This window comes from Pseudomonas sp. GM78 (assembly GCF_000282475.1).
Lineage (GTDB): Bacteria > Pseudomonadota > Gammaproteobacteria > Pseudomonadales > Pseudomonadaceae > Aquipseudomonas.
The window spans coordinates 1-14,728 of the sequence record NZ_AKJF01000092.1 but is presented as its reverse complement, the minus strand read 5'-3'; the positions used below and the strand labels follow the sequence as shown (position 1 = coordinate 14,728).

At 62.4% G+C, this 14,728-nt stretch carries 16 protein-coding genes and 1 pseudogene; 6 read left to right on the top strand and 11 right to left on the bottom strand.

Translation table 11 applies throughout. The annotated features are described in order from the left end of the window. The 6 genes and pseudogenes from PMI35_RS16270 to PMI35_RS16295 all read right to left on the bottom strand — a co-directional run. Window positions 1–566 (bottom strand): annotated as a pseudogene (locus PMI35_RS16270) (allantoin permease); the annotation flags it as partial. Between the two features lie 111 nt (window positions 567–677). Beyond that, window positions 678–1,652, bottom strand: a complete 975-nt coding sequence (locus PMI35_RS16275) for a biotin-dependent carboxyltransferase family protein (RefSeq protein WP_008059706.1) — start codon at window positions 1,650–1,652, stop codon at window positions 678–680. Then, on the bottom strand, window positions 1,649–2,521 hold the full coding sequence (locus PMI35_RS16280) for a 5-oxoprolinase subunit B family protein (RefSeq protein ID WP_008059704.1): 873 nt from the start codon (window positions 2,519–2,521) through the stop codon (window positions 1,649–1,651). Before PMI35_RS16280 ends, PMI35_RS16275 begins: the two co-directional genes overlap by 4 nt. Next, entirely contained in the window at window positions 2,518–3,891 is a 1,374-nt protein-coding gene (locus PMI35_RS16285; RefSeq protein WP_008059702.1) for an acetyl-CoA carboxylase biotin carboxylase subunit, read from the bottom strand. Before PMI35_RS16285 ends, PMI35_RS16280 begins: the two co-directional genes overlap by 4 nt. Before the next feature lie 10 nt (window positions 3,892–3,901). Then, window positions 3,902–4,147 carry an acetyl-CoA carboxylase gene (locus tag PMI35_RS16290; protein ID WP_008059700.1) on the bottom strand — a complete coding sequence of 82 codons (246 nt, stop codon included), beginning with the start codon at window positions 4,145–4,147 and terminating at the stop codon, window positions 3,902–3,904. A gap of 102 nt (window positions 4,148–4,249) precedes the next feature. After that, window positions 4,250–5,008 carry a 5-oxoprolinase subunit PxpA gene (locus tag PMI35_RS16295; RefSeq protein WP_008059699.1) on the bottom strand — a complete coding sequence of 253 codons (759 nt, stop codon included), beginning with the start codon at window positions 5,006–5,008 and terminating at the stop codon, window positions 4,250–4,252. Window positions 5,009–5,133: 125 nt separating this feature from the next. Between PMI35_RS16295 and PMI35_RS16300 the strand changes: the two genes are divergently transcribed. Further along, on the top strand, window positions 5,134–6,051 hold the full coding sequence (locus tag PMI35_RS16300) for a LysR family transcriptional regulator (RefSeq protein ID WP_008059697.1): 918 nt from the start codon (window positions 5,134–5,136) through the stop codon (window positions 6,049–6,051). 1 nt (window position 6,052) lies between these two features. Here the strand turns inward: PMI35_RS16300 and PMI35_RS16305 are convergent, their stop codons facing one another. Together PMI35_RS16305 and PMI35_RS16310 are read right to left on the bottom strand one after the other, a co-directional pair. After that, window positions 6,053–6,916: a sensor domain-containing diguanylate cyclase gene (locus tag PMI35_RS16305; RefSeq protein ID WP_008059695.1), complete on the bottom strand. Its 864-nt coding sequence runs from the start codon at window positions 6,914–6,916 to the stop codon at window positions 6,053–6,055. Window positions 6,917–6,986: 70 nt separating this feature from the next. Next, the gene (locus PMI35_RS16310) at window positions 6,987–7,943 is read right to left on the bottom strand and encodes an AraC family transcriptional regulator (protein WP_008059693.1); all 957 of its coding nucleotides are present in this window, start codon (window positions 7,941–7,943) and stop codon (window positions 6,987–6,989) included. A 183-nt stretch (window positions 7,944–8,126) separates the two neighbouring features. Between PMI35_RS16310 and PMI35_RS16315 the strand changes: the two genes are divergently transcribed. Then, entirely contained in the window at window positions 8,127–9,080 is a 954-nt protein-coding gene (locus PMI35_RS16315) for a diiron oxygenase (RefSeq protein ID WP_008059691.1), read from the top strand. Window positions 9,081–9,095: 15 nt separating this feature from the next. Further along, window positions 9,096–9,518, top strand: a complete 423-nt coding sequence (locus PMI35_RS16320) for an MAPEG family protein (protein ID WP_008059690.1) — start codon at window positions 9,096–9,098, stop codon at window positions 9,516–9,518. A 75-nt stretch (window positions 9,519–9,593) separates the two neighbouring features. On the opposite strand, the gene PMI35_RS16325 is transcribed toward PMI35_RS16320, so the two are convergent. From PMI35_RS16325 to PMI35_RS16335, 3 genes are all read right to left on the bottom strand, one after another. Then, on the bottom strand, window positions 9,594–10,037 hold the full coding sequence (locus tag PMI35_RS16325; RefSeq protein WP_008059688.1) for a hypothetical protein: 444 nt from the start codon (window positions 10,035–10,037) through the stop codon (window positions 9,594–9,596). A gap of 255 nt (window positions 10,038–10,292) precedes the next feature. Continuing rightward, complete coding sequence (locus PMI35_RS16330) at window positions 10,293–11,228, bottom strand: Ppx/GppA family phosphatase (RefSeq protein ID WP_008059686.1); 936 nt, start codon at window positions 11,226–11,228, stop codon at window positions 10,293–10,295. 158 nt (window positions 11,229–11,386) lie between these two features. Further along, window positions 11,387–13,060: a tetratricopeptide repeat protein gene (locus PMI35_RS16335; protein WP_008059684.1), complete on the bottom strand. Its 1,674-nt coding sequence runs from the start codon at window positions 13,058–13,060 to the stop codon at window positions 11,387–11,389. 236 nt (window positions 13,061–13,296) lie between these two features. Between PMI35_RS16335 and PMI35_RS16340 the strand changes: the two genes are divergently transcribed. From PMI35_RS16340 to PMI35_RS16350, 3 genes are all read left to right on the top strand, one after another. Continuing rightward, window positions 13,297–13,542 carry a hypothetical protein gene (locus PMI35_RS16340; RefSeq protein WP_008059682.1) on the top strand — a complete coding sequence of 82 codons (246 nt, stop codon included), beginning with the start codon at window positions 13,297–13,299 and terminating at the stop codon, window positions 13,540–13,542. A 137-nt stretch (window positions 13,543–13,679) separates the two neighbouring features. Further along, entirely contained in the window at window positions 13,680–13,979 is a 300-nt protein-coding gene (locus tag PMI35_RS16345; protein ID WP_008059679.1) for a DUF7693 family protein, read from the top strand. A gap of 69 nt (window positions 13,980–14,048) precedes the next feature. Then, the gene (locus tag PMI35_RS16350) at window positions 14,049–14,618 is read left to right on the top strand and encodes a chorismate mutase (protein WP_008059677.1); all 570 of its coding nucleotides are present in this window, start codon (window positions 14,049–14,051) and stop codon (window positions 14,616–14,618) included. Window positions 14,619–14,728 lie beyond the last annotated feature (110 nt).

Below are 14,728 nucleotides of genomic sequence, written 5' to 3'. Positions count from 1 at the left end.
GGCTGGTAGCCATAGCGGCTGATCGACAGCCCCACCGCCACCAGCAAGCCACCCAGGTAGACCGGCAGCAGCACGCCATTGAGCTTGTCCAGCCAGTGCTGCACGCTGCCCAGGATCATCGGCACGCTGTACATCACCACCAGCAACGCGGCCAGTGGATAGACCAGTTCCGGGTACAGATGATTGAGCGCCACGGCGATCACCGAACCTTCGAACACCGCGTAATAGATCGCCGTGGAAAAGAAGATCAAGGTCGCCAGGCAGGCCCCGGTGCTGCCGAACAACAGCCGCGAGAACAATGCCACTGACAAGCCGCTGCGGATCGCGAAGCGGCTGAGCACGCTGTTGACCAGCCCGTAGCTGATCACCGACAACAGCATGCCGATCAGCGCATTGCGCGCGCCATAGGACAGCGCCAGGGAAGCGCCCACCACGATGTAGAACATCGCACTGCACACCGCCCACCAGGCCATGGTCAGGGACAACCGGCCCATGCGCGCTTGAGGTGGAACGGGGTGATTGGCCGGGTCCTGCCCGGTTTGACTCGATTGCGATAAAGCAGCCATATGCGTGAACTCCAGAACCAGTCAAAGGTTGAAGCGCGGGCAGCCGCCACCGCACCGTAGTGCGGCGTTGGCTTGCCGTTTGGCGTTACCCGCGCAGTGCGGCGGGCAGAATCAGGAAGGGAACAGCTTGCTCAGGCAGCTGAGTTTTTTCTTGTAGGAGCGTCGCGCTTCCAGCGCTTCTTCGAGGGTCACCGCCACGAAACGGGCTTTCTGGTTGGGTTGCATCTGGCCGATCAGGTCGAGGTCGGCGCTGATCACCGTGCCGATCATCGCGTAGCCGCCACCGGACACTGCATCGCGGTGCAGCACGATGGGTTCGAGGCCGGCGGGCACCTGGATCGAGCCGATCGGGTAGCAACTGTCGACGATGTTCGACGGATCGGAACCGGCGCCGAAGGGTTGCTCACGCGGTTGGAAAGTCAGCGGGCTGCCGCCCTTGAAGCGATAGCCGATGCGGTCCGCCTCGGAACCGACGGTCCAGGCCTCGGCGAAAAAGCTGTCCGCCGCCGCTGGGGTCAAGCGGTCGTAGTACAGCCCTGGCACCACGCGCAGGGTGATTTCGCCCCCCAGGGATTGGCGCAGGGCCATCGGTAAACTGGCGCCGGCGCGGCCTTTGCCACTGGCGATGCCCACGGGCAGTTCATCGCCGGCGATCAGGCGACGCCCTTGAAAACCGCCGAGCGCACCCAGCGCATAGGTCGAACGGCTGCCGAGCACCAGCGGCACATCGATCCCACCGGCGACCGCCAGATAGGCACGCGCACCGGCCTTCGGAAAGTCAAAGCGCAGCACTTGCCCGGCCTTGACCGTGAAGGCGGTGTCGAGATGCATGTCTACGCCGTCGACCTTTGGCGTCATGTGCGCACCGCACACGGCCACCAACGCGTCTTGGGCAAATTCCAGTTCCGGGCCGAGCAACGTGCATTCAAGCGCCGCCGCCCCCGCCGGATTGCCGACCAACTGGTTGGCGGCGCTCAACGCGTATTGGTCGAGCGCACCCGATGGCGGGATGCCCAGGTGGTAGTAACCTTCGCGGCCCAGGTCCTGTACCGAGGTGGCGAGACCGGGTTTGAGTACCTTGATCATGCCAGCACCTCCTGCAGCGACTTGGGATAGCCGACGGGATCGGCCAGGAACGCATCCAGTGAAAACTCCACCGAGCGGATCCGCAGATCGAAGCGCCCGGCTTCGACTTCGGCCACCGCGCAGTCGTATTCCTCACGGTCCATCGGCTTGAACTGCACGATGTCACCGGGGCGGAAGAACACCATGTGCTCTTTGAGATAGGCCAGGTTCTGCTGCGGGTCGTAGATCGGGGCCGGCGTGACGCCGAACATCTGATAACCACCGGCCCCGCGCACCGAGTAGATGCAGCCGAAGCAACCGCCATGACCCAGGGTCAATTTCGGCGTATCGGTGCGTGGCCGCAGGTACTTGGGCACCTGCAACTGACGCTCGCGCTCGACCATCTGGAACATGAACGGCAGGCCCGCGACGAAGCCCACCATCGAGACAAACCATGGCGCGCCACTGTGGGCGGCGATGAACGCCTCGACGTCCGCCAGGCCGTTGATCCGTGCGGCGTACTCCAGGTCCGTGGCGCTCGGGTCCTGGTGGCGGTCGCGAAAGCGCATCAGGGTTTCGTGGGTCCAGGGATCGTTATAGAGCACCGGAATCTCGATGATCCGGGTCTGCAACGTGCGCTCGGCCACGGCTTCGGCTTCTGCGCCTTTTACCGCTTCGAGCAAGGTCTGGGGCGCGATGCGGTCCGGGTCGAAACGGATCTGGAACGAGGCATTGGCCAGGCACACATCGAGTACGCCATCCAGTGCCAGCCGCTCTACCGCACGGGTCACGGCCATGCCCTTGAAGAACGCTTCAAGTGACATGCTGTCGCTGACTTCGGCGAACAAATGCTCGTCGGCGCCAAAGCTGTAGCGGATTGGACTGCTCATGCTTCACCTCCGCTGCGGCGCGCGGCCAGCCAGGTTTCCAGGGTACCGGTGTGGAAGTCGGCGCTGTGCAGCCACGGTTGTTCCAGCAGCTCAGCGTGGAGCGACAGGGTGCTGGCCATGCCGGTGAGCGTGGTTTGTTCGACCGCCACTCGGGCACGGGCCAGCGCTTCGTTGCGGTCGCGGCCATGCACGATCAGCTTGGCCAGCAACGAGTCATAGTAAGGCGGCACGCGGTAGCCTTGATAGAGATGACTGTCGACCCGCACACCCTCCCCTTGCGGCCAGACCAGCGATTCGACCAGACCTGGGCTGGGGAAGAAATCCCGTGCCGGGTCTTCGGCGTTCAAGCGCATTTGCAGCGCAGCGCCGTTGAGCTGGATATCGCTTTGCTGCAAGCCCAGCGGCTCGCCACCGGCAATGCGCAGCATGGCCTGGACCAGATCGATACCGGTGATGAGTTCGCTGACTGGGTGCTCCACCTGAATCCGCGTGTTCATCTCGATAAAGAAAAACTCGCCGGTAGCGTCGTCGTACAGATACTCCAAGGTGCCGGCGCCTTTGTAGCCGAGGGCTTCGGTCAAGCGCACAGCACTGGCGCAGAGCGTCTCGCGCTGTTGCGGGTTGAGGACCGGCGACGGCGCTTCTTCAAAGATCTTCTGACGCCGACGCTGCAGCGAGCACTCGCGCTCGAACAGGTGCACGGCGTGCTGACCATCGCCCAACACCTGCACTTCGATGTGCCGGGCCTTGCCGATGAACCGTTCCAGGTACACCGCACCATTGCCGAATGCGGCCTGGGCTTCGCGCTGGGAACGGGGAAATTCTTCGCTCAGTTGCTGGGCGTTTTCCGCCAGGCGAATGCCACGTCCGCCACCACCGGCCGAGGCCTTGATCAGCAATGGGAAGCCGACGGATTCGGCCGCCTTGAGCGCCGACTCGACGTCGAACAACTCACCGGGCGATCCCGGCACCACCGGCACGCCAGCCGCTTGCGCGGTGCGCCGGGCTTCGGCCTTGTCGCCCATGCGCCGGATCGTCTCGGCGCTGGGCCCGACGAAAATCGCTCCGGCGGCGACAACCGCTTCAGCAAAATCAGCGTTCTCCGAGAGAAAGCCGTAGCCGGGGTGTACCGCATTGGCGCCGGTGGCTTTCAAGGCGCCGAGCAACGCCTCGACGTTCAGATAGCTTTTATCGGCGCGGGCCGGGCCGAGGATATGCACCTCATCAGCCATGCGCGCGGCCTGGGAGTCGACGTCCGCTTCGCTGCAGGCGGCAACGGTGGGAATCCCCAGTTCTTTGGCGGCGCGGATAATCCGCACAGCGATTTCACCACGGTTGGCGATGAGTAATTTACGAATACCTTGAGTCATGGTGTCGCCCTCACGCGTCGTCGAGTGTGGCGATGACCTGACCCGGCTCCACCGGATCACCGTCTTCAACCAGAAACGCGCTGAGGCGACCGGCCGTCCCGGCGGTCAGTTCGGAAAACTGCTTCATGACTTCGATCAGGCCAATCACGGTGTCGGCGCTAACCTCTGCGCCCGGCTCGACGTAGTTCGGCGAGTCCGGTGTGGCTTTACGGTAGAAGGTGCCCGGCAACGGGGTAATAACGGTTTGTTCGGCCATGTCTGTTCCTCTTGGAATAGTTGTAGAAAGGCAGGCATAAAAATTGATCGGTGTTTGAACCCTGGCGTCTCTGTGCCTGGTGTTTCGTTGTGATTTGCGGGCTTAGCGCGGTGCGCGAACCTTGATCCCGGCGTCATCCAGCGCTTGGCGTGTGGCCTGGACCAACGCCAGGGCGCCCGGCGTATCGCTGTGCAAACAGATGGAATCGAATTCGATGGCCAGGTCTTCGCCTTCGACGGTGCGCACCACGCCTTCCTGGCAGGCACGCAGCACCCGCGCCGCCACTTGGGCAGGATCGTAGGCACGGACGTTGCGGGTAAAGACGATGGAGCCGCTGAGGTCGTACTCGCGGTCAGCGTAGAACTCGCGGATCACCGGTTGGCCGAGCTCTTTGGCGACACGCCAGATCACTGAGTTGGGCATGCAATACAGCAGCAATTCAGGCTCCAGGCGCTGCAGGTTTTCCACCAGCAAACGCGCGGCTTCCTCATCGCGGGCCAGATGCATGTAGAGCGCACCGTGGGGCTTGATGTGTTGCAGCGCCACGCCCTGAACCCGGGCGAGCTCACGCAGTGCGCCCAACTGGTAAAGCATGTCGTCGACCAGCTCCTGGGCCGGGGCATTGATATGGCGGCGGCCGAACCCGACCAGGTCGCGAAACCCCGGATGCGCGCCGATGGCCACGCCCAGCTGCTTCGCCCGTTCAACGGTACGGCGCATGGTGCTTGGGTCGCCGGCATGGAAACCGGTGGCGATGTTGGCGGTGCTGATGAAGCCCATCAGTTCGTTGTCGACGCCATCGCCGATGGTCCACGGGCCAAAGCCTTCGCCCATGTCCGAGTTGAAATCTACTGCCTGCATGACGCTTGCTCCTGACGCTTGTGACTTCATGCAGGCCACGTTAAATTCCCGCCAACCCCTTGGGAAGATCTATTATCAGAGGGGTCATCTTCTGAAAAACAGATAGTCCGTCAGCCGGAGCTTTCATGTCACTGACCCTGCGCCAGGTCCGCTATTTCGTCGCCACCGCGGAGATCGGGCAAATCTCCCAGGCGGCCATTCACCTGAACATCTCCCAGTCGGCGGTGACCACCGCGATCAAGGAACTTGAAGCCATGCTCGGCACGCTGTTGTTCCAGCGCTCGGCCCAGGGCATGAGCCTGACCGATGCCGGGCGGCATTTTCTCAACCGCGCCTACGTGATTTTGCGCAGCGTCGACGATGCGCTGAACAGCCCGCTGCCGGACGTCCGGGCCAGTGGCCTGCTACGTCTGGCCGCGAGCTACACGGTGATCGGCTACTTTCTGCCGCACCATCTGCAACGGCTGGAACACTGGCACCCGGACGTGGCCATCGAGGTCCACGAGCAAGAACGCACGGCCATCGAACAAGGCCTGCTGGAAGGGAAATTCGACATGGCGGTGGTGCTGACCGCGAACCTCACGCACCCGGACATCGTCTCGGAAACCCTCTTCAACTCCGAACGCCGGTTATGGCTGCCCAGCCATCATCCCCTGCTCGAGCGCTCCGCCGTCAGTCTGGCTGACGTTGCGCAGGAGCCCTATATCCTGTTGACCGTCGACGAAGCCGAACAGAGCGCCATGCGTTACTGGGAACACGCGCACCAGCAGCCCAACGTGCGGGTGCGCACCAGTTCAGTCGAAGCGGTGCGCAGCATGGTCGCCAATGGCAGCGGCGTGGCGATCCTCTCGGACCTGGTGCACCGCCCATGGTCGCTGGAAGGCAAACGCATCGAAACCCTGACCGTCACCGACAAGGTCACCCCCATGAGCGTAGGCCTGGCCTGGCATCGCGAGCGTGATTTCAGCCCGGCCATGCAAGCGTTCCGTAACTATTTCCACGATGCCTTCCTGGCACCGCAACAACTGTCAGCGCGGCGCTAGTTCACCCGGCTGCGCTGCGTTGCCTTTTTATCCGGTACATGTCGTCGTCCGCGTGGCTGAGCAACGCATCGGCATCTTCCCCGTCCGCAGGATAACAGGCGATGCCGATACTGCAGGACGGCATGGTGAGCGCGCCAGAGCCCGCATCCGGTGGCTCGGCCATGACCGCGAGAATCTGCGCGACTTTCTCGCACACGTCGCCCTGGGACTGGATATCCGTCAACAGCACAGTGAATTCATCGCCGCCCATCCGGGCCACCGTGTCCGTCTCGCGTACGCAGCCTTGCAGCCGCCGGGCAATCATGCAGAGCACCTGATCGCCCACGGCATGGCCATGGACATCGTTGATGCCCTTGAAGTCATTGATATCCAGAAACAGCAAGGCCAGGCTGCTGTCGTGACGGTTGGCCGTGCGCAGGGCCGTGTCCAGGCGATCATTGAACAGTGCGCGGTTGGCCAGCCCCGTCAGCGGGTCATGATGGGCGAGGAAGCGCAATTCCTCCTCCGCCTGCCAGAGGGCCGTGACGTTGCGCGCCACACCGATCCGCGCGCCCCCCTCCTCGGACCAGAAGGCCGCCCACAGGATGTGCACGACACCGCCATCCTTGCGGATATACCGGTTGCGAAAATCGAAGTGCGGCTGGCCATTCATGACCCGGACAATGGAGGCGCGCGTTTTCGCCAGGTCGTCAGGATGCATGTAGTCGGTGATCGGGGTGCCGGTCAGCTCTTCAGCACGGTAGCCGAGCAGCGCCTGACAGGCATCACTGACAAATACGATCTGGTTATCCCTGTCGACCACGAAGACCGTGTCCAGCATCAGGTGGATCAGTTTGGGGTAGAGCGCTTGCAAGTCGACGGGCATAGGTCAGGAAAGTCCCGGTTCATGTAACGCTGATCATGCCTGATCGCAAAGGGATGGGGCTAGGACCTTCTCATGCCGATTGTCTGCGCCAGGTGCCGGGAGATGCACCAAACTGGCGCTTGAAGGCGCGACTGAACGCCGCTTCGGATTCGTAGCCGACTGAAAAACCGATTTGCGCCACATTCGCGCGACCTTCACGCAACTGTTGAGCCGCCACGTGCATCCGCCAGAGCGTCAGGTATTGCATCGGTGGCTGTCCGACCAATGCGGTGAAGCGCTGGGCGAATACCGAGCGCGACATGCCCACCTCAAGCGCCAGGGCTTCTGCAGTCCAGTCCTCGGTCGGACGCGCATGGAGCAGCGCCAGTGCGCGGCCGATCTGCGGATCGCGCAAACCGGCCAACCACCCGCGCCGCTCGGCCGGGAGGCTCGCGACGTACTGGCTGACGGCTTCGACGAAGAGCAATTCCGAGAGTTTGGCGATGACCGCCGCTGAGCCGACGCTTCCTGCTACGGTCTGACTCACGGCGAAACGGAATGAGCTTTCAATCCAGGCCCCCGACGCCGTGGCGCGCATGTCCAGCTTCAATACCGACGGCAGCGACGACAGCAGCGGATTGAAGGGGGTTTCAGAGCCAAGGAAGCCGCACAGCAACTGTGTGGCCTCCCCACCCCCGCCGCACTTGATGCGTGAAATGCCACCGGCTTGCGGCGGCGTAATGACGTCGCGCGCCGACAGGGGCGCAATGCTCAGGTCACTGCCAAAGGTATGAACGTCGTTGCGGGCCAACAGAATCAGTTCGCCTGCGCGCACGTCGAGGGGGGCGCCATCGCCGATGCGCAATTGCATGTGCCCCGCCGCGACAAAATGCGAGGCAATGATATGTCGAGGCGCCGCCAGGAACGGTTTGCAATCGTCGGCAGAGATTCTTCCGCTCATGCACCAGGGCGCAGTGAACTCCGCCTCGAGGAACACCCCTCCAGACAGCCGGATCACACGCAAGACATCAGAAAGCGCATCGAGCAATTGCCACCCCTCCTCTACGGAGCCTGGAGCAAATAATCAGGCGCAGCGGTCATTCTTCACCCGGACGGCGAGGCCTAGATTAGCACCAACGCGGACTCAGCGATCGAGCCTCTCCCCAGAGGATTCATCAGGGTCATTGGCTCCGACGGCAACCGCCCTCAACCTGGAAAGCTGGAGATCGACATGAACACCTTCACGACCCTCCCCGCCCCTGATTCGCGCAACGCTGCCCGATACGCTCAACTGGTCAGATCATCGAAGAAAGCCGAATGGCAGATCGATCGCGATCTGCTGCAGGACCGGCGTTTCGACTTCTCGCGCAAATTCCTGCCCGACTCACTGTCGCTCGTCGACCGCCTGAGCTTTCTCACCGCGCATGAAGCGCGCCTGCTCAGCCAGATCCAAGGCCGGACCTATGCGTACCTCTTCGGCCTGGTCGAGCGCTTTATCAGTGCCAAAATGCTCGATCAGGGTCGCGCCCATGTCTTTGACGATCAACTCGCACTCGAAGCGCTGGTACGCTTTTCCAACGACGAGATCAAGCATCAGGAGCTGTTCCGGCGCATGGAGACGATGATTGGTTCGCAACTGCCGGCGGGCTATCGGCAAGTGGCCGATCCAAACGATGTGGCGCGCGCGGTGCTCGCGTCCAGCACCTGGTCGGTGCTCGCGCTGACCTGCCATATCGAGCTGTTCGTGCAAAGCCACTACGCCCAAAGCATCGCCCCGCGCGAGGAGTTGTGCCCGCTGTTCAAGGACGTGTTCAAGTTTCACTGGATGGATGAAAGCCGGCACGTCGTACTCGATGAACTGGAGTGGAAGGCCGAGCACGCAAAACTTTCACCCGACGAGTGCGACCAGGCAGTGGACGACCTGATAGCGCTGGTGGCGGCCGTCGACGCCATCCTGCAGGCGCAATCGGCAGCCGATGCCGAGTACTTCATGCGCCATGCTTCACGCTCATTCAGTGTCGAACAGACCGCACGCATCAAAGCCTGTGTGCTGGGTGCCTACCGCTGGCAATACATTGTCTCGGGCGTGCAGCATCCTCACTTCGGTCGGCTGCTGACGCGCATGACGACGCCTGCCCAGATGTCGAGGATCCAGGCCGCACTGGCACCCATCATGAGCCATTGACCGAGGCTGGCCGCCATGACGATACCGATGTGGATGTTGCTTGGATTCGCGACCTGGACGTTGCTGCTGTTGATGGCAACCGTCGGGGTCTATCGCTGGGTCAGGATACTGTTCTCGAATGTGCCGATCGCCTCTTTCCGAAGCGATCGGCTCGAAGGCGAGGATTGGTATCAGCGCGCAACCAGGGCGCACGCGAACTGTGTGGAGAATCTGCCTGTCTTTGGCGCGATCGTGGTCGTGATTTCAGCCCTTGGCGTTCACGGCCCCACCGTAGACTACCTGTCCATTCTCATCCTGGTTGCCCGGGTGTGCCAGTCGCTGGTGCATGTCTGCCATGTGCAAACCAACAGCTTCGTGGCCGTTCGGTTCAGCTTCTTTTTCGTTCAGCTGGCCTGTTTTCTCACGCTCATTGTCATGGCCGCCTGGTACGGCGCTTGAAGCCTTTTCTGAACCGGGCCATGGCCTGCGCACGTTGCGCAGGCCACAGTACCGAACGGCTTGCCTGATGCGCCCCTAGCCAGCGCTGATGTTGCCGCAGAAAAGTGCGCGACTGCCGTCTGCCGGGCTGCTGCGAACCAGCAAGGCATAGCTGCCCTTGGTCAGATCGCTCAGCGCCACCGGTGCCTGGGCCCAATGTTGGGTGCGCGGGGCCAGCGACGGGTAATCGACGCTGTTGGCCTGACGGGTCCTGTACGCCGGTTGTGCACCCAACTGCTGGCACGAGCCTGCGTAGATAGCGGTGTCGAGACGGCTGGATACCGCCATGTCGTGGGGGACTCCACCGACGGTGAGCCAGATGCTGGTTTGATTGCCCACCGGGCTGAGGGTGGCTCGAGCGATATGCTCTGCGTTTTGCGGGGTAGCATCGAGGGGGACATCGACGATTTCGGTTCTGCTCGCGCAGCCTGAAATCGCCCCTGCCGCCACTACCAACGCCAGCCAAGATGCACTGTTCATCACAGGTCTCCTGAGTTGAGTTGCGTAGACTTCATCCCCCCTGTGAAGTCTAGTGGCCCGCTTCAGGCGCGGGATCTGGCTGATGGGTGGTCATTGGCGCGAGCGGTGCAGTCCGCCAGTAGGAGCGTGCGGGCGGCGATCCGACTTGCCCGCGAAGTACGATGACACGGTACAACAGATACACCGCGGCGCCTGGTTTGCCGGCAAGCCTGGCTCCTACAACGCAAAGGCTTGAGCAAAATACCTGCCGCCCTGTCAGTGCCGGGACATCAACCCATGCAGCACGCCCAGCCTCAATCCAGGTTCCGAGGGCGTCATGTGCAACACGCCGAACACCTTGAACGCCGCCAGCATTGCCACCAGGCCACCCGGCAGGATGCTCAGTCGATGGGCTTGCAAGCCCGCCAGCTTGAGCTGCCGGACATGCCCGACCTCCAGCAATCGCAAGGACAAGCGCAGCAGGCCGCTGTAGGTGATACCGCTTTGGCCGTCATCGTTCAGCCCGTTGGCCTTGAGCACTTTGGCCAGCATGCGTGCGGTGCCGGAAGAGCCAATCGCCTGCTGCCAACCCAGCGCTCGATAACGCCGTGCGACCTTTTCGAACTGCAGGGTGGCGACCCGCTCGGCTTCGAGCAGCGCCCTCGCAGTAATCACACCACCGGCAAAGTAACGCGCCCCCAGCGTGCCGCTACCGATGGCAATACTTTCTGTGACGAGAGGCTGTGCGCCCTTGCCCAGGATCAATTCGGTGGAACCGCCACCAATGTCCACCACCAGCCGCATGCGCTCGGGATCAGGAATCGTATGGGCAACACCGGCGTACACCAGCCGGGCCTCTTCTTTCCCGGAGATGACATCGATCTGAAACCCCAAGTGCCGCTCGGCGCTGGCGAGGAACAGTTGCGCATTCTCGGCTTCGCGCACGGCACTGGTGGCCACCGCCCGCACGCGACCGGCTTCGAAACCGCGCAGTTTTTTGCCGAAACGCGCCAGGGCTTGCCAGCCACGGTCCAGCGCCAGCTCGTCGAGCGCGCCGCCCTGCAAGCCCTCCGCCAGGCGGACGGGCTCACGCAGGGTTTTCACTTCCTGGATCTGGATCTGCTGGCTGCGCCTGACTTGCTGGCCAATCATCATGCGAAACGCGTTGGAGCCCAGGTCAATGGCCGCAAATAGCGAGGCGTCGCCTTTCATGGTGGGGTTCCCGGCAAATTCATCGGCCCGTGGACGAGTTTGATCGCCCATGGCGGTTGCGCGGATGTTGCCATGGGTTCAGTGACAGCCGGATGACACTGGGATTAATTGTGCTGCCTTTTGTGCGTCACAGTTTCGTCAAATCGTCGGGGGATGCCTCACTGGCAACAACCCTTACCGATACGGCAAAAACACGATGCCGAAATCTCCACATCCGCCCGGGCCATGGCCATGTTGAGGCGAACCTGCGCAGCGGCCGCTTCGCCATCGCGACCCAGGCGCTTCAAGCATTCCACGTAGCCGTGCAGGCTCCACACATTGTCCAGGTGCCATGAGGCGCGACTGAGGGTGTTGTCCAGGCCCAGGTCGGCACGGTAGGCCTGCAGGGCTTCTTCCACCCTGCCCTGTTCAAGCAACAGCGCGCCCAGGGCATGGCGCACCGGTTGCATCCAACCCCAGGGCTCGTCGTACGGCAGGTGATCGTCCAGCGCTTGCGCCTCGCGCAGGTGGGCAAACGCTTCGTCGACGTTACCTTTGCGGTACTCGATTTCGCCGCGCAGCATGCCCGCGGCCACCGCCAGGATATCGTTGCATTGGTTGTTGAAGAGGTAGCGTGTGTCCGGCACCCGGGCCCACGCCTCAAGGAACAGGTGATGCTCGGCTTCGGCGCTGGCGACTTGCCCGCTGGCAGCAAAAGCCACGCCCTTGGCGTAGTGCAGCATGGCCGTGGTCACGCAGTACAGCGCCTGGTCCTCGGGCAGCGGCGTGGCGAGGATGTCTTGCCATTTGCCGAAGCGGATCTGCACATGGAGCTTCATCGACACGAAGCTTTCCAGCCAGTCGGCCATGGGCGGTTTTTCCACCCGCAAAAGGTCTTCCTTGATGGTATCGGCCAGTTGTACGGCGGCTTCCAGGGCTGGCTGGTACTGGCCGAGGAACATCGCCGAGTAGAGTTTGAAATGGTAATTGTGGCTGCGGTACAGGGTGTAGAAGTTGATCGGCCCTTCCTCGGCCAGATAGCGGCTGTCGGCCTGGATTGCCCGGTGATTGGTGATCATGGCCCCGCGGTAATCGCCGCAGAGCACGTCGATGTGCGACGGCATATGACGCAGATGCCCGGCGTCCGGCACCAGGTCGCGCAGGATATCGCCCGCACGCAGGGCCCGTTCCGGGTACGGCGACATTTCCAGGGTGTGGACGTACATGTGCAGCACGCCGGGGTGCGGAGCGTCGCCGTGTTGCTCCATGCGTTGCAGGGCGTGCTCTAGCACGGCCACTGTCTCGAGGGTATCGGCGCCGGCTGCCGGCTGGCCGGTTTTCAGGTCCCACAACTGCCAGGGCGTGCGATCGATCAGCGCTTCGGCGAACAGCGCCACCACGTCGGGATCGTCGCTAAAGCTGTGGTAGACATCGCGCATGGACGCCGCATAGGCATCGTTCCAGGTGAAGAGCTCGTCAACGCTGCTCGCCTGCTCGGCCTGGTAGCGTTGCTGCAGCGCGTGGATCAGGGCCTGCTCCACCGGCGTCGCGCCGTCGAGGTGCACCAGCGCGATTTGCGTCGCCAGTCGCGCCTGGGCCACGGCCTCCTTGAGCTCTTGCTCGATGAAGGCGTCCCAGCGCTTGTTGTAGTTGGGCCCCGAGGCGTAGGCGATGCCCCAGTAGGCCATCGCACAGTTGCGGTCGTGTTCCAGGGCCTTCTGGAAACAGCGGATGGCTTCGTCGTGGTTGTAGCCGTAGCACCACATCAGGCCACGGTCGAACCAGAGTTGGGCCTGGGGTGAACCGGTTGTCACGGGGCGGCTATAGGTGCCCAGATCGTAATAGTCGTGCATCGGTTTATCCTCTCGATCAGAGTGTGGACCCTGCAAAAAACCAGCATACCCCTGCTCACTTGCCCGGGCGCCATAGCCGACGACAGGCTGCGCCCTGTCATCATGCCCACGAGGGGTATGCCACCGGCCCTATCAATAGCGTCGATGTTCACCATCACGTCAATGAAGTTCTCTTAAAAACTGCACGGCGTAACATCAGCTCCATACCAAACAACTACACCCCGGAGCACACGATCATGAAACGCCAAACCCTCCTCAGCATCGCTTTCTCGGTTTTTGCAGTTAACGCTTTTGCCGCTACCTCTGTTCAGCCTGTCGTGGCTGAAGGTGGCTCGGATCGTCTGATTGAAAGCCGGGTGGCTGAAGGTGGTTCGGATCGTTTGATCGAGAATCGTGTGGCTGCCGATGGCTCGGACCGCCTGCAAGGCAACACCGTCGCCGCCGATGGCTCTGACCGCCTGCAAGGCAACACCGTCGCCTGACCCCATCGCTTCACCGCACCCACAAAAAGCCCGGCCTGATCAGCCGGGCTTTTTGTCGCAGGGTTCTTTCCCTGGTTCGTGATCGTCTATCCTGTGTGCCCGATTCCAGCCATGCCGCCATTCCGCCGGAGACACTTGTGCCGCCCCTCATAGCTCGAGAGATTTACCAGCAACTGCGCGACGCCGCCCTGGGCCTGCGCCCGCTCAAGCGCCTGGCTGGGCAAGCGGGTCCCGTATGGGTCGACATCGAGGGTTGGCGCTTGAGCCTCGATGTCGACCACACTCACCTGCGCCACTGCCTGCATTGCCAGAGCCCGGATGGCCGCGCGTTCGACGGAGGGCTGCGTTTCGGTACCGACCCGGTGAGTTTGCTCAGTACCTGGGAGCTGGCGCAGATCGAGCGGTTGCTGGCAGACGATTGCCAAGGCACTCCTTGAACTATCGTTCATCTGAGTCAGCTGTGATACATAAGACTTGATGCGCATCCCGTGCCCGAGAGGTTGCTTATGTTCCACTGCCCACGCTTGCCGCAAGTACTGACTTGCTCGCTGTTCGGCTTATTCGCCAGCGTCGCCAATGCCGCCGCCCCCTCCCCGGCACCCGAAACGCTGCAGCCACTGCTGGACACCATCAACGAGCGCCTGAACATTTCCGATCTGGTGGCGCTGACCAAGTGGGACAGTGGCAAACCGATCCAGGATACCGCCCGGGAAACCCTGCTCATCAATAACGCCAGGAAGCAGGCAACCGGTAGCAACGTGAACCCGGACGAAGCCGCCGAGTTGATCGCCGCACAGATCGAAGCCAACAAACTGGTGCAGTACGGGCTGATTGCGCAATGGCAGGCGGCGCACAAGGCACCCGACTTGCCACGGCCGGACCTCAATCAACTGCGGGCAAAGCAGGACGAACTGCAAGCGCGCCTGTTGCAGCAATACGCCGCTTTCGTGCCCTATCGCGTCGACCCCGAATGCCCGCAGTGGCTGGCGGAACAGCGCTCGGGGCTGATCAAGGATGTTTTGCATGGCCAGGCGCTGATCCGCGCTACGGGGGAATTGTGCATCACGGATCTATGATCCTTTTCTTTCGGAGTACATATCCATTCCTGCGGTAACGGCCACCTATGGTTTCGCCCTTACGGCGAGTCACTTGGAAAAGCCCCAAGTAACCAAGGGCTCTTGCCCCT

Coding starts and splice junctions, on each gene's coding strand:
- PMI35_RS16330 (WP_008059686.1), bottom strand. CDS start 11,228: ATGAAAGGCGACGCCTCGCTATTTGCGGCCATTGACCTGGGCTCCAAC.
- PMI35_RS16320 (WP_008059690.1), top strand. CDS start 9,096: ATGACGATACCGATGTGGATGTTGCTTGGATTCGCGACCTGGACGTTG.
- PMI35_RS16340 (WP_008059682.1), top strand. CDS start 13,297: ATGAAACGCCAAACCCTCCTCAGCATCGCTTTCTCGGTTTTTGCAGTT.
- PMI35_RS16285 (WP_008059702.1), bottom strand. CDS start 3,891: ATGACTCAAGGTATTCGTAAATTACTCATCGCCAACCGTGGTGAAATC.
- PMI35_RS16305 (WP_008059695.1), bottom strand. CDS start 6,916: ATGCCCGTCGACTTGCAAGCGCTCTACCCCAAACTGATCCACCTGATG.
- PMI35_RS16290 (WP_008059700.1), bottom strand. CDS start 4,147: ATGGCCGAACAAACCGTTATTACCCCGTTGCCGGGCACCTTCTACCGT.
- PMI35_RS16300 (WP_008059697.1), top strand. CDS start 5,134: ATGTCACTGACCCTGCGCCAGGTCCGCTATTTCGTCGCCACCGCGGAG.
- PMI35_RS16315 (WP_008059691.1), top strand. CDS start 8,127: ATGAACACCTTCACGACCCTCCCCGCCCCTGATTCGCGCAACGCTGCC.
- PMI35_RS16295 (WP_008059699.1), bottom strand. CDS start 5,008: ATGCAGGCAGTAGATTTCAACTCGGACATGGGCGAAGGCTTTGGCCCG.
- PMI35_RS16350 (WP_008059677.1), top strand. CDS start 14,049: ATGTTCCACTGCCCACGCTTGCCGCAAGTACTGACTTGCTCGCTGTTC.
- PMI35_RS16325 (WP_008059688.1), bottom strand. CDS start 10,037: ATGAACAGTGCATCTTGGCTGGCGTTGGTAGTGGCGGCAGGGGCGATT.
- PMI35_RS16280 (WP_008059704.1), bottom strand. CDS start 2,521: ATGAGCAGTCCAATCCGCTACAGCTTTGGCGCCGACGAGCATTTGTTC.
- PMI35_RS16275 (WP_008059706.1), bottom strand. CDS start 1,652: ATGATCAAGGTACTCAAACCCGGTCTCGCCACCTCGGTACAGGACCTG.
- PMI35_RS16335 (WP_008059684.1), bottom strand. CDS start 13,060: ATGCACGACTATTACGATCTGGGCACCTATAGCCGCCCCGTGACAACC.